Origin of the sequence: Chryseobacterium ginsenosidimutans (genome assembly GCF_024807225.1) — a bacterium.
In the GTDB taxonomy this organism is placed as follows: domain Bacteria; phylum Bacteroidota; class Bacteroidia; order Flavobacteriales; family Weeksellaceae; genus Chryseobacterium; species Chryseobacterium ginsenosidimutans.
In genome coordinates this window covers 3785347-3798075 of the sequence record NZ_JANUCO010000001.1, presented here as the reverse complement: position 1 = coordinate 3798075, position 12729 = coordinate 3785347, and the positions used below count along the sequence as shown (strand labels likewise).

Below are 12729 nucleotides of genomic sequence, written 5' to 3'. Positions count from 1 at the left end.
GTGCGATTTGTGGTTAAAATTGATTTTTAAACTAACACTATGACAACAACACAAGAATTTTTAGGAAAAGAAGATTTTACGATAAATAACCAAACGGTTTCAGAAAGCTGTCCGTCAAATATTGCTCTGATTAAATATTGGGGAAAATATGACAATCAGATTCCTGCAAATCCGAGCATCAGTTACACATTAAACCATTGTAAAACCAATACCACAATGGAATTTTTGGCTGACGAACCATTTTCTGTGCAGACATTTTTAGCAGGAAATGAAGAAGTAAAATTCGCCGAAAAAATTGAAAAATATTTCAGAAATATCGAACAATATCTTCCATGGATTTTAAATGGAAAATATATAATCAGAACAGAAAATACGTTTCCTCACAGTTCAGGAATTGCAAGTTCGGCTTCAGGTTTTGGAGCGATTGCAAAATGTTTAATGAATTTGGATGAAACTTTTTCCGGAAAAATGTCGGAGGAAGAATCATTGAGAAAAGCATCATTTTTAGCAAGATTAGGAAGCGGAAGCGCTTGCAGAAGCTTATACAATGGCTTAGTTGTTTGGGGACAGTCTCAAATAAAAGACAGTTCAGATCTTTTTGCGGTACAATATCCGAATGATGAGATTCATGAGATTTTCAAGAACTTTAACGATTGGGTTTTATTGATTCATGAAGGTCAGAAAACGGTTTCTTCAACAGTCGGACACGGCTTGATGAACACCAATCCTTATGCAGACAGAAGATTTCAGGAAGCGCGAGAAAATTTCGGTCCGATGAAAGAAATTTTAGCCGACGGAGATTTACAGAGCTTTATCAAATTGGTTGAACATGAAGCTTTAACGCTTCACGCCATGATGATGATGAGTGATCCTGCATTTATTTTAATGAAAACCGGAACGTTAGAAGTTATCAATAAGGTTTGGGATTTCAGAAGAGAGACCAATCTCCCTTTATTCTTTACTTTGGATGCCGGTGCAAACGTACATCTTCTATTCCCGAACGACGGTTCTGAAGAAAAAATAAAATCTTTTATTGAAACAGAATTACTTCAACATACTCAGAATAATGGAGTAGTGAAGGATGTGATGAGGTTTTAGCTTTAAACTATCATAAATTTAAATATTGAACGGGCTTTTTTAGTCCGTTTTTTTATTTTTAAATTTGTTAGCTTAGATTCCTACGGAATGACAAATTTTGTGAAATATTCTTATTAAAATAGATTAATTTTTTTTAAACATAAAGTTTGTCATTCCGTAGTCATCTAGGCAACATTAATTAAAAACACAACCCACAAATGATAGAATTCTCAGAAGGAATTTATAAATTTTACGTATATATTCTTACAAATAAAAGGAAAACTGTTTTATATACAGGTGTAACGAACAATCTTCATCAGCGATTGTTTCAACATTCGACGAAACAAAATAGCAACAGCTTTACTGCAAAATATAATGTTGAATTTCTAATTTATTACGAAAAATTTGGATGGATTCAACAAGCTATTGAACGAGAAAAAGAGATTAAAGATTTTCCAAGAAATAAAAAATTAGAATTAATAAGATCTGTAAATCCTAATTTGGAGTTTTGGAATCATCTATTTGAAAATTAATAATTTAAAATGATTGCTTAGATTCCTACGGAATGACAAAGTTCACGTTTAAAAATAAGAAAAATATAACACAAACTTTGTCATTCCGTAGGAATCTAAGCAGCCTTTATAATTTTAATATTAAAACATAACACACAAATAATCTTTACCAACGTATGTATCAGTATTTGGCGAAACAAAATAGCAACAGTTTTACTGCAAAATATAATATTCAAAATAGTTGTTTAGATTCCTAAGGAATGACAAAGCTCACGTTTAAAAATAAGAAAAATATAACACAAACTTTGTCATTCCGTAGGAATCTAAGCAGCTTTTATAATTTTAATATTGACAAATAATCTTTACCAACGTATGTATCAGTATTTGGCGAAACAAAATAGCAACAGTTTTACTGCAAAATATAATATTCAAAATAGCTGCTTAGATTCCTACGGAATGACAAAACTGGTGATTAAAAATAGAGGATAAAATCTATAATTAATTATAAAAAATATACTTAAGGTTTCTCAAATCAATCCTCCGTCACCACAGTCTCCCGATTTCCATCCTCTTTTTTTCCTTCCTGAATCATTTCCTCAGCCTGCGCTTTTTCCTCTTGCGTGGCATAATCAATTCGTTCTTCCTGACCGTCATTTTTATGATCAATGAAAAATTCACAATAAACGGGAAGATGATCCGAACCGAAATTTTCAAGTGTTTTTAAGTCTTTAATAAAAATATCTTCACTGTGAAACATCAGATCGATCGGGAATCTCAACAAACGGTATTTAGCGTGAAAAGTTGAGACAAAAGATCTGCCGATTCTCGGATCGATCAAATGACTTGTTTTTCTGAATAAAATAGAGGATTTCGACCATGCAACATTATTAAAATCACCAACAACAATTACGGGTTCTTTAATTTCTCTTACCCGTTTTGCGGCACTTAGTAAATCACCGTCTCTTTCTTTTGAAGTCTCTTCTTCCGTCGGACTTGGCGGTGGCGGATGAACGCCAAAAAAGACAAATGAAAATCCGTCTTTGGTTTTCAGATGCGCTTCAATACTCGGAATATCGTCGGCTACAAAATAATGCGTTTTAGAATCTTTGATTTCGATTTTAGAATAAAAATGCATTCCGTAGGTGTTTTCCAGCGTCACTTTATGTTGATAAGGATAGTCTTTTTCGAGGGGTCGAAGTGCTTTTTCCCAATCCCCATTGCTTTCCATGGTGAGAAACATTTCGGGTTGATGTTTTTTTATTAACTGAATAAATCGGTCATATTCTTTATTAAATTGATACACATTGGCAGAAATAAAATGCTGTTTTTCAGAAGACTGCTGCTGTTGAGAATATTTTTTAATCGGATAAAGCGGCGTATATTTTACGAGCGTAAAACCATGATGAACAAACATCACCATCAAAAGGCTTTGATAATACCAGAAATTCTCCGAAGAATGAATCAGAAAACCCAAAACAAAGGTGAAAAATATAAAATAAGTAAGCTGTATTTTACCAAATTCAGGAACACGGAAAACCCAGTGCGAATGCTGAATTTTCGGAAGTATCGTTAAAATTAAAAACAAAAAGGTCAGAACCAGGTAAAATATCCACATATCAATCAAAATAAACGGATAAATGTAACTCAATTTTATAACTTTTCGCCCAAATTGACGTTTAAAATTTATGAATTGATACGGAATTTGAAATTTATTTTTCCTATTTTTATTTCATCACACGATAAAACAAATGTTATGAATAAAATATTCGTTATTGCCTTATTTTTCGGCAGTTTTTGCTTCGGGCAGCAAACCAATAATCAGGAAGTAGAAAAACCGATCCGCAATTTATTTCTTGCCATGAAAAACGCTGATCCCGAATTATTAAAAACCACTTTTTCAGATACTGCAATTCTTCAGACGATTACCAAAGATGGTGTGAAAAGTGAAGATATTAAAGAATTTATTGCTTCCATTTCGAAAATGGCGAAAGATGATCTTGATGAAAGAATTACTGTGGAAGCCATTCATGTAGACGGAAATCTGGCGAGTGTTTTTACGCCGTATTCGTTTTATTTTAAGGGTAAATTTTCTCATTGCGGAGCGAACAGTTTTCAGTTGGTAAAACAACAAAACGGTGAATGGAAAATTCAATATATCATCGATACAAGAAGAAAAGATAATTGTAAAGATTTAAAATAAAATTAAATGAAAATCCATCATATCGCAATCATTTGCTCAAATTACGAAGTTTCCAAAAAATTCTATACCGAAGTATTGGGATTACATATCATCCGTGAAGTTTATCGTGAAGAAAGACAGTCTTACAAACTCGATTTAGCCATTGGAGATCATTATGTGATCGAATTGTTTTCCTTTCCCAATCCTCCGGAAAGACCTTCCCGTCCCGAATCTTGTGGCTTAAGACATTTGGCTTTTTCGGTAGAGAATGTGAATAAAAAACGGGAAGAATTAATTCAGAAAGGATTAAACTGCGAAGAAATAAGGATAGATGAATTCACAGGAAAGGAATTTTTCTTCACCCAAGATCCCGATCAATTGCCGTTGGAATTTTATGAAATGTAAAAAATAATCTAATTTTAAAGATAAATTAATTGTAATGATGAAGAAATATATTGTTGTTCTCGCTCTTGCGTTGATGAGTTCTCAATTCCATGCTCAAACTGTAAATGAGCCAAAAGATCACCCGGAAAAATGGTCGCAACCTTATGAACCTTTCCGAGTTGCCGGAAATTTGTATTACGTGGGAACGTATGATCTGGCTTCGTATTTAATAGTTACCAAAAAAGGAAATGTTTTGATTAATACGGGTTTAGCAGATTCGCTTCCGGTGATTAAAAATAATATAAAGAAACTCGGCTTTAAGTATAATGATACCAAAATATTATTGCTTACACAGGCTCATTATGATCATTTAGGAGCAATGGCTGCGATAAAAAAAGAAACCGGAGCAAAACTGTATGTCGATAAAGCTGATGCAGATGTGCTGAAAACTGGTGGAAAATCTGATTATGAATTGGGAAAATACGGGGTTACATTTAAGCCGATTAATCCCGATTATGTTTTAAACGATAAAGATCTTATAACACTTGGAGATACCAAATTAATAATGTTGCATCATCCGGGACATACGAAAGGTTTCTTGCAGCTTTTTGTTTGAAACCAAAGATAGCAAGAGAAAATATAAGGTGTTAATCGCCAATATGCCTACGATTATTATTGATAAGAAATTTTCTGAAGTTGCCGCTTATCCCACGATTCAGAAAGATTATGAATATACGTTAAAAGAAATGAAAAAGCTTGATTTTGATATTTGGGTGGCTTCACACGCAAGTCAGTTTGATCTGCACGAAAAACATAAACCAAAAGATCAATATAATCCTGATGTTTTCATGAACAAAAAAGAATATACCGACGAAATTGATTCCTTAGAAAAAGATTATAATAAAAAATTAAGCGAACAAAAATAGGCTAATTAATGGGCATATCCCGTAAAGAAACTGATGGCCATAATTACTAAAACAATCGAAGAAATGACTACATAAACGTAGTCTTTTTCTTTTAGGTACCCTATCAAAGCAAATACAATTCTCATTAAAGGAGTAACGATCAGAATAAGGATTCCCAGTTGAATAATTGCCATTCCTTCTCCTGCGCACAGAGAATGCCAGAAATGTCCCCAAACTTTTTCGGAAGAAGTTCCCAGATCTAGAGAAGCGTATTTTTTTGGCATTTTGAAGCCTTCGATGAAAAGTTTTACAAAACCAATCAGCGAAGTTATAACAGAAAGAATAACTCCCAATCTCAGAAGATTTCCTACGGAACGGTTCAGATCTACGTCTGTGAAGTTCTTTTTCATTATCTGAAACTTTTATTGATACCGTTATACATCATATAAACCGATAAAATCGTGATGACAACAGCAAAGAATATTTTTAATTTTTTTGTTTTAGAAACCATTAAAGTTTTCGATCCGATGAAACTTCCGACCACAACTCCGATTAAAACGGGAGCTACAATTACAGGAATAATTTCACCTCTCTGGAAATAGATCAAAGCACTTGCAACAGCCGTTACACCGATCATAAAGTTACTCGTTGTAGTAGAAACTTTGAAAGGCAATCTCATCATATTATCCATCGCCAAAACTTTCAAAGCACCTGAACCGATTCCCAATAATCCAGACATCGCACCTGCAAACATCATCATTAAAAATCCGGGAACCGTATTTCTTGCAGAATAACTTTTCAGGACTCCTTTATCAGGAAAAGTTCCGTATAGCTTGAGTTTTTCCTCCAAACTTCCTTTAATAAGAGGAGCTTGATGGTCTGGTTTTCCTTTTAAATTTAAAACAACCGTCAAAAGAAGAATGCTGGCGAAAATAATTCCGATGGTATTTGGATTAAGCATTCCCGAGACCAAAGCCCCCATAATTGCTCCGGCTGTAGTGCCGATCTCCAAAAACATTCCGATCCTCATATTGGTAAAACCTTCTTTTACAAAAGCTACCGCCGCACCGGAAGAAGTCCCGATCACGGAAATAAGAGAAGCGCCAATCGCGTAATGCATAGGAACGCCGAAACCCAGCGTTAATAAAGGAATAATGATAACTCCTCCTCCTAAACCGGTCAGTGAACCCAGAAGTCCCGCCGAAATTGCTCCAAGGAAGAGAATGATAATTTCTGACATGCTACAAATATAAAACTATTGTCGTAGTCTGCCAAACGTTTGAAAAAGATAAATTTGACGTATTTTTGCACAAACGGAATTTTAAATGAAATTATTTTATATCATCCTTGGTGCAACACCGAAGGGAAGGAATATTGAGCAGCATGATGTATTTTTCGGAATTGCAGAAAATCTGAAAGATCTTGTTCCTGAGATAAAAGAATTCTGGAAAGAAGCAGACGGAAAGATTCATGTGGATTGTTATCAGGAAGTAAAATTTGCTGATGGATATGAAGTGGAAATTGTTGAAAAAGGAGAAAAAACTTCCGAAGAGCAACTGTATTTTATCAATCTTGGAGGGTATAAAAAAGGTTTTTTTGAAGAATTTCACGAGCAGCATTTGATGGTAGGAAATTCGATGGGAGATATTGTGAAAAAAGCAAAAGCAACCGAATTTTATAAAACGATGGGATTTGAAGGCGCGATAAGTCATATTGACGATAAACATGGCGTCGACATCGATGATATTTTTAATGTAAGTGATATTCTGCCTGAAAAAATGAAGGAAAAATATTCAATTGTCCTAAAAAAATCTGATGCAGAAAATCAGAAAAATCCGATGGGACTTGGATATTTAAAAATTGATAAAATTTAATAAAACCAAATTGTTCTTTGCTGAGTGAAACGCCTTTGCGAACGAAAAATTAGCAGTAAATTTTTCAAAAAATAGTAGCGGACTTTGCGTTTAAAAGTTTTAATCATTTTTAAAGTAAATTTTAAATCTAACAGAAAAAATAAAAGTAAAAAAATGAAAATAGGAATTTTAGGAGGAGGACAGCTTGGAAGAATGCTGATTCAGGAAGCTTTGAAATACGATGATGAATTTTATACATTAGATCCGGCTTCTGATGCGCCTTGTCACAATATTTCTTACTTTACGCAAGGAAGTTTTAATGATTATGAAACCGTTCTCAATTTCGGTAAAGATAAAGATGTGGTAACGATCGAGATCGAACATGTAAATGCAGATGCTCTCGCTGAACTGGAAAATCAGGGAATAAAAGTCGTTCCGAATTCTAATATTATTAAAACGATTCAGCAAAAAATCCTTCAGAAAGAATTTTATAAAGCTCACGATATTCCAAGTCCGGAATTTCAGGTGATTTGGAACAGTGATGAAGAAATTACGATGCCTTTGCCTTTTGTTCAAAAAATGAATACAGGAGGATACGACGGAAAAGGGGTTCAGGTCATTAAAAATGAACTGGAATTACAGGATTTTTGGACAGAAGCTTCTGTCATCGAAAAGCTGGTTGATATCGACAAAGAACTTTCTGTTATCGTTGCTAGAAATGAAAGCGGAGAAACGAAAATTTTCCCAGTGACAGAAATGGTTGCCGATCCGAAACTGAATTTACTGGATTTTAATATTTGTCCGGTTTTCTTAGAAGAAAATATTGAAGAACAAATTAATGTTATTACAGAAAAATTCTTAAATGCCATCAATTCTCCGGGACTTTTTGCCATCGAATTATTTTTAGATAAAGAAGGGAAAGTGTGGGTCAACGAAACGGCTCCGAGATTGCATAATTCAGGACATCAAAGTCAAGAAGGAAATGCCAATTCACAATTTGAGCAAATGTATCGTGTGGTGAAAAATCTACCTTTGGCTGATACGGATGCCATCATTTACAGCGGAATGTTGAATTTGGTAGGGGCAGAAGGTTATTCAGGAAAAGTAATTTATGAAGGAATGGAAGACGTTTTGAGACTACCGGAAACCTACATTCACCTGTACGGAAAAACAGAAACCAAGCCGGGAAGAAAGATGGGACACATCAATGTTCTGGCAGATTCTAAAGAAGAATTGATGGAGAAATTGGTAATGGTGAAGGAAATGGTGAGAGTGATTGCGGAATAATTGAACTTTTATTATATTGAAAAAGACTGCTTTTGAGGGCAGTCTTTTTTATTTTTAGTTACATTTATATTCTGCGAATCGAGGATATCCATTTTCGTTATATTCGTAGCCACTTATTTCGCTGCTTTCATACGGAGAAGTCGGATTACCATTTATGTAAGTTGTTTTACTATATTTCCTGTAATTGTTTTTAGAAAGTCTCAAGAAGAAAATATCTTCAAAAGGAACATTTACATTCGCATATGGATTTTTATAAGTGTCATAATTATCATATTTGGTGACAATTTTATATCCGGATGTGTTAGTGTTTATTTGTTCAATTACTCTAAGATTTCCATCTGCATCGTAAGTAAGTGTTTTAGTATTTTCATCATAAATATCTCCCCAACTGTTGGTCGATTTTTCAGAAATAAAAATTATTTTGTTATTAGAATCATAAGAATACTTAAAATTTTTGGTGTAGCTGCTGCCGTCATTATAATTACTTAAAACTCTATTCTTTTCAGATAATTTTCCTTGATTATCATAAGAAAGATATTCGATGTATTGATTATTAGAAGAATCTATAGGTTCAATGATTTTTATAGGTTGACCAATAGAATTATACTCAACATTGATAGTGCTTTTTAACTGAGGTTCATAAGTTGGAGGTCCGGATGTATTATTTTGTATCAGCGAATAATCCAATTTTTTTATGATTTTATTCCCGTCGTATACGTATTCGGAAGTATATAACTGTTGCCCAGTAACAGATATTGTTACCTTGTTAAATTTTGTTATGTAACATTTCTGCTCCTGAGCTGAATCATCGTCGTTATTACATGAAAGTAAAAATAGAATTGAAAATATTGCAAATAATTTTTTCATTTTAAATTGAAGAGGTATTAATTTTGAGGTGCAAATATAGAGAATCTAGTTTTTATTTCTCATCAAAATAACTCAAATGAGAATATCCGTGATCAGGCTTCTTCCAATCCGGATTTTTAAAAGCAGATTGATTAATCATTCCTTCAAATGATTTTGAGTAATAGATATTTTTAGATCTTAGATCTTTCATTTTAAGTCTAATCTTGGTTTTGAAATCACCTTTTTGGATTTTAACAGGAAAAGAAGCAGAAGTTTTTGGAGCTAAAATTAACGAGTTATCATAGCTATTTCCACAATCACTATATATCCAATGTTCAATAGGAATCCATTCTCCGTTTCGGTTTTGAGCTTCTTGAATAATAAATAAATCACCATCCTGTAAGGTCAATTCAAAACAAAAGTCATTGTCATTAATAATATAAGCCGTAAAATAATCTTCATTTTTTTCCAGATAGCAACGCTCATTAAAAAGCTTGGAAATTTTTTGTTCAGGATGAACTTCAAAAAAAATTGTGTTATTATTTTTTTTCGATCCTTTTTTATATTCTTTTGTTTCTGTGACGGGATAAGAAGCCTGTGAAGTTGTTACATTTTCTTTTTGTGAAAAATAGAATAGAGGAAATATAGTGAGAAATAATGAAATGATTTTATTCATGGTTTAATCAAAAAAAATTCTCATTACTTAGGATCTTTAGCTTTCACAAGACTGTCTTTCTTATAATTATAGATCATATAGCCTCCTAATGCGGGAGAATAAACAGAAAATTCTTCCAATTTTGAAAATGGCGCATACAATCTAAAAGTGCAAATATCAGTGGCAGAAATAAAAGGATTTGTTCTCAAATGGCTGTGTGAAGACATGGTTACTGTACTTCCGTCCTGCATTGATGTCGCTGTCGGAATTAATCTTGAATGAAATTTCTTATTTGAAATTATATTTCCTTCTTTATCAGAAACAAACAGATAATCATTTCCAAACGGGATTACATTAGAATCAGAAGATCCAGCGATAATATAGTTTTTATAATTTCCATTAAATGGAATCGTAATTATATTTAAATTATATCCTTCAGGAACTCCAACTTCGTATTTTGGATCCGATAATTGTGAGATTACTTTTGCACGAATGTTTTTTAATGCACTTTCAACAGGATTTAGATTTCTTTGAGAAAGGTTCTCTTTTACAGGCTTTTTCGAATTATTTTTAAAAGAATATTCTGCAATGATAAGATTTTGACCTTTGTTTAAAATTGCGGTTTTTACAGTGTCATTACTTTTGTAGGTAAGATAACCGCCTAAATTTTCACCAATTTTTTTATTTTCCCTTGCAAGATCTGTAGCTTGCCAAGAAGAATTTTCGAGAGAGAAGAGGAGGTTGCCTTCTGTTTTTATAGAATCTAATTTTTTTTGAATTTCGAAATCTGTGTATTTAACTTCCTGAGCTAAAAATAATGATGAGATGAAAATAAAAATTAATGAAATTTGTTTCATAGTTATTGCTTAAAAAATTTTAGTTTTTAGTAGAACTAAAATTATGCAGAAATATTTGATCACGCAATTAATGACCTTTATTTGATTATGAATAAATTAATTTTCTCCATTAAATCATTTCATTTTATTAAATTCTCTGTTTTTTAAACATCTGCGGATTATAATTAATCACAAACACTCCAAAAATAATCAAAACTGCGGCAAGGACAAATTTCAGGGAAATTTCTTCATCCAAAATCAGCCAGCTCAAAAATATAGAAATAATGGTATTGAAATAAGCCAAAATAGAAACCTGAACCGGAGAAACTTTTGTGAGCGCGTAATGATACGCAAAAAATGCAGCCACAGAACCAAAAACCGATAGATAAATCATGGCGGAAATACTTTTCAGCGTCCAGTTTTCGAAATTGTAATTTTCTGAAAATGAGAAGGCGAAGATAATCTGTACAATTCCCGCAAAAGCAAATTGATAAAACAGATTTAAAGAAATATTTTTACTCTGAATATTGAGTTTTTTAGTAAAAATCGTTCCCGAAGCCCAACCTGAAATGGCAAATAATAAAAGCAAAATTCCGAATCGATAATCGGGATTGGCGAAATCTTTTATGCCGTCCCAGAAAATAAAAAGAACTCCTCCGAAACACATCAAAAGACCGATCAACGCTCGGAAAGTAAATTTTTGTAAACCAAGAGCGAGACTTCCCAAAAATACAACAATAGGAGAGGTGGCGCTCATTAATGAAGTCAGACTGCTCGTCAAAGTTTCTTCTGCTACGGTTGTCAATCCGTTGGCGATAATCAGCATTAATGAAGAAAAAATAAGTTGATACCCTAGATTTTTCCAGCCGATCCACTGAAATTGTCCACGGTAAAGAAGAATGCAAAGCATGATAATCGAAGCCAGAAACTGCCTGATTCCTGCCACAAACCAAGCCGGAATGGTTTCAACCGCCACCCGAATCGACAAAAAAGTAGTGCCCCAAACAATGGCTACGGTGAAAATGGCAAGAGTCAGTTTGTAATCCTTCATTTAAATTATTAAGCAACAAATGTATTTAATTTAATAAAATATTGAGGGGTACAGTTTCTAAAGTTATTTAGGTAACAGAAAATTTCTGTGTTTTACTGTTAATCGATTTCTACAACGGTTTTCCCTTTGGAAATTCTATTTTCCATGTCTGCAAACGCTTCATTGGTTTGTTCCAGTGAATACGATTTTTCATCAACCATGATTTTTAATTTTCCGGTTTCAAATAAGTGGGCTGCTTCTTTTAAAATTTCGCCGAAACGTTTTCTGTTTTTCCCCGATAACAAAGGATACAAAGTGAAAACTCCGGAATAGGTGGCATTTCTGAAAGATAAAGACGCGATGCTGTACGTTCCCCAACCCAAAATACTGGCAACATGACCTGAATATTGTTTCACGGCTTTAAAAGAATCATCTAAAAGACCAATTGTATCGAGGATCGCATCAAAACCATTTCCGTTGGTGAATTGCTGGACATATTTTTCTACAGATAATTTGTCTGTGTTGATAATTTCGACAGGATATTGTTTTATGGCTTCCATATTTTCAGATTTTACAGTGGTGAAAACTTTTGCGCCTTTTGCCAAAGCGATTTGTAAAGCAACATGACCAACACCTCCGTTTCCGGCATGAATTAAGACATCTTCATCTTTTTTGATATTCATTTTACCGACCAAACCTTCCCAAGATGTAATAAAAATCAAGGGAGTAGCTGCAGCTTCTTTAAATGTAACGTTTTTAGGTTTTAAAGCGAGAAGATCTGCGTCTGCGGCAATATATTCAGCCAATGTTCCGGGATTATTTCCGACACCTCCGACCATTCCGAAAACCTCATCTCCTATTTTGAAATTTTTCACGTCTTTCCCGATTTCTTCTACAATTCCTGCCATATCGATTCCTAAAATCATGGGTAGTGTCACTTCGGCATGAGCGGCTTGTCCTTCTTTTATCTTTATATCTAAAGGATTCAGTCCGCTTGCTTTTATTTTTACTAAAACTTCATGCGCTTTTGGCTGAGGTTTTTCCATTTCTCTTATTTCTAATGGTTTTCCGAATTGTTCTAATACGATTGCTTTCATTTTGATATTGAATTAATTATGATACAAATTTCGATATTTTTAATGTTGAGAAAGTTGTATTTTTACAC

Annotated in this window: 14 protein-coding genes and 1 pseudogene; 7 read left to right on the top strand and 8 right to left on the bottom strand. The window is 33.4% G+C overall.

Annotated features, from left to right (window positions below; translation table 11 throughout):
* The first annotated feature begins 39 nt into the window (after window positions 1-39).
* On the top strand, window positions 40-1098 hold the full coding sequence (locus tag J3D55_RS17705; protein WP_259132805.1) for a diphosphomevalonate decarboxylase: 1059 nt from the start codon (window positions 40-42) through the stop codon (window positions 1096-1098).
* Between the two features lie 197 nt (window positions 1099-1295).
* On the top strand, window positions 1296-1610 hold the full coding sequence (locus tag J3D55_RS17700) for a GIY-YIG nuclease family protein (protein WP_259132804.1): 315 nt from the start codon (window positions 1296-1298) through the stop codon (window positions 1608-1610).
* Window positions 1611-2121: 511 nt separating this feature from the next.
* On the opposite strand, the gene J3D55_RS17695 is transcribed toward J3D55_RS17700, so the two are convergent.
* Window positions 2122-3237 carry an endonuclease/exonuclease/phosphatase family protein gene (locus J3D55_RS17695; protein WP_259132803.1) on the bottom strand — a complete coding sequence of 372 codons (1116 nt, stop codon included), beginning with the start codon at window positions 3235-3237 and terminating at the stop codon, window positions 2122-2124.
* Window positions 3238-3342: 105 nt separating this feature from the next.
* Between J3D55_RS17695 and J3D55_RS17690 the strand changes: the two genes are divergently transcribed.
* From J3D55_RS17690 to bla, 3 genes and pseudogenes are all read left to right on the top strand, one after another.
* Entirely contained in the window at window positions 3343-3789 is a 447-nt protein-coding gene (locus tag J3D55_RS17690; protein WP_259132802.1) for a nuclear transport factor 2 family protein, read from the top strand.
* Between the two features lie 6 nt (window positions 3790-3795).
* Window positions 3796-4173 (top strand): SMU1112c/YaeR family gloxylase I-like metalloprotein, encoded by a 378-nt coding sequence (gene gloA2, locus J3D55_RS17685; protein ID WP_259132801.1) that lies wholly within the window; start codon window positions 3796-3798, stop codon window positions 4171-4173.
* Between the two features lie 37 nt (window positions 4174-4210).
* Window positions 4211-5078, top strand: a pseudogene (gene bla / locus J3D55_RS17680) (subclass B3 metallo-beta-lactamase).
* A 5-nt stretch (window positions 5079-5083) separates the two neighbouring features.
* On the opposite strand, the gene J3D55_RS17675 reads toward bla, so the two are convergent.
* Together J3D55_RS17675 and J3D55_RS17670 are read right to left on the bottom strand one after the other, a co-directional pair.
* Window positions 5084-5467, bottom strand: a complete 384-nt coding sequence (locus tag J3D55_RS17675) for a DUF1634 domain-containing protein (RefSeq protein ID WP_259132800.1) — start codon at window positions 5465-5467, stop codon at window positions 5084-5086.
* Complete coding sequence (locus tag J3D55_RS17670) at window positions 5467-6297, bottom strand: sulfite exporter TauE/SafE family protein (protein ID WP_259132799.1); 831 nt, start codon at window positions 6295-6297, stop codon at window positions 5467-5469. The genes J3D55_RS17675 and J3D55_RS17670 overlap by 1 nt, the downstream gene beginning before the upstream one ends.
* An 85-nt stretch (window positions 6298-6382) precedes the next feature.
* Here J3D55_RS17670 and J3D55_RS17665 point away from each other — a divergent pair, with 85 nt between their 5' ends.
* Together J3D55_RS17665 and J3D55_RS17660 are read left to right on the top strand one after the other, a co-directional pair.
* Window positions 6383-6931, top strand: coding sequence for a DUF1543 domain-containing protein (locus J3D55_RS17665; protein ID WP_259132798.1), 549 nt, complete (start codon window positions 6383-6385; stop codon window positions 6929-6931).
* A 153-nt stretch (window positions 6932-7084) separates the two neighbouring features.
* On the top strand, window positions 7085-8197 hold the full coding sequence (locus tag J3D55_RS17660) for a 5-(carboxyamino)imidazole ribonucleotide synthase (RefSeq protein WP_259132797.1): 1113 nt from the start codon (window positions 7085-7087) through the stop codon (window positions 8195-8197).
* A 54-nt stretch (window positions 8198-8251) separates the two neighbouring features.
* On the opposite strand, the gene J3D55_RS17655 is transcribed toward J3D55_RS17660, so the two are convergent.
* The 5 genes from J3D55_RS17655 to J3D55_RS17635 form a co-directional block, all read right to left on the bottom strand.
* On the bottom strand, window positions 8252-9064 hold the full coding sequence (locus J3D55_RS17655; RefSeq protein WP_259132796.1) for a hypothetical protein: 813 nt from the start codon (window positions 9062-9064) through the stop codon (window positions 8252-8254).
* A 52-nt stretch (window positions 9065-9116) separates the two neighbouring features.
* Window positions 9117-9719, bottom strand: coding sequence for a hypothetical protein (locus J3D55_RS17650; RefSeq protein ID WP_259132795.1), 603 nt, complete (start codon window positions 9717-9719; stop codon window positions 9117-9119).
* Between the two features lie 23 nt (window positions 9720-9742).
* Window positions 9743-10555, bottom strand: coding sequence for a hypothetical protein (locus tag J3D55_RS17645; RefSeq protein WP_259132794.1), 813 nt, complete (start codon window positions 10553-10555; stop codon window positions 9743-9745).
* Window positions 10556-10682: 127 nt separating this feature from the next.
* The gene (locus tag J3D55_RS17640) at window positions 10683-11585 is read right to left on the bottom strand and encodes a DMT family transporter (protein WP_259132793.1); all 903 of its coding nucleotides are present in this window, start codon (window positions 11583-11585) and stop codon (window positions 10683-10685) included.
* Between the two features lie 98 nt (window positions 11586-11683).
* Window positions 11684-12661 carry a zinc-dependent alcohol dehydrogenase family protein gene (locus tag J3D55_RS17635; RefSeq protein WP_259132792.1) on the bottom strand — a complete coding sequence of 326 codons (978 nt, stop codon included), beginning with the start codon at window positions 12659-12661 and terminating at the stop codon, window positions 11684-11686.
* Window positions 12662-12729 lie beyond the last annotated feature (68 nt).

What these genes read in the sequence shown, in the direction of transcription:
- J3D55_RS17650 (WP_259132795.1), bottom strand. Translation starts at nt 9,719, where the DNA reads ATGAATAAAATCATTTCATTATTTCTCACTATATTTCCTCTATTCTAT.
- J3D55_RS17655 (WP_259132796.1), bottom strand. Translation starts at nt 9,064, where the DNA reads ATGAAAAAATTATTTGCAATATTTTCAATTCTATTTTTACTTTCATGT.
- J3D55_RS17705 (WP_259132805.1), top strand. Translation starts at nt 40, where the DNA reads ATGACAACAACACAAGAATTTTTAGGAAAAGAAGATTTTACGATAAAT.
- J3D55_RS17690 (WP_259132802.1), top strand. Translation starts at nt 3,343, where the DNA reads ATGAATAAAATATTCGTTATTGCCTTATTTTTCGGCAGTTTTTGCTTC.
- J3D55_RS17635 (WP_259132792.1), bottom strand. Translation starts at nt 12,661, where the DNA reads ATGAAAGCAATCGTATTAGAACAATTCGGAAAACCATTAGAAATAAGA.
- J3D55_RS17670 (WP_259132799.1), bottom strand. Translation starts at nt 6,297, where the DNA reads ATGTCAGAAATTATCATTCTCTTCCTTGGAGCAATTTCGGCGGGACTT.
- gloA2 (WP_259132801.1), top strand. Translation starts at nt 3,796, where the DNA reads ATGAAAATCCATCATATCGCAATCATTTGCTCAAATTACGAAGTTTCC.
- J3D55_RS17660 (WP_259132797.1), top strand. Translation starts at nt 7,085, where the DNA reads ATGAAAATAGGAATTTTAGGAGGAGGACAGCTTGGAAGAATGCTGATT.
- J3D55_RS17700 (WP_259132804.1), top strand. Translation starts at nt 1,296, where the DNA reads ATGATAGAATTCTCAGAAGGAATTTATAAATTTTACGTATATATTCTT.
- J3D55_RS17665 (WP_259132798.1), top strand. Translation starts at nt 6,383, where the DNA reads ATGAAATTATTTTATATCATCCTTGGTGCAACACCGAAGGGAAGGAAT.
- J3D55_RS17640 (WP_259132793.1), bottom strand. Translation starts at nt 11,585, where the DNA reads ATGAAGGATTACAAACTGACTCTTGCCATTTTCACCGTAGCCATTGTT.
- J3D55_RS17645 (WP_259132794.1), bottom strand. Translation starts at nt 10,555, where the DNA reads ATGAAACAAATTTCATTAATTTTTATTTTCATCTCATCATTATTTTTA.
- J3D55_RS17675 (WP_259132800.1), bottom strand. Translation starts at nt 5,467, where the DNA reads ATGAAAAAGAACTTCACAGACGTAGATCTGAACCGTTCCGTAGGAAAT.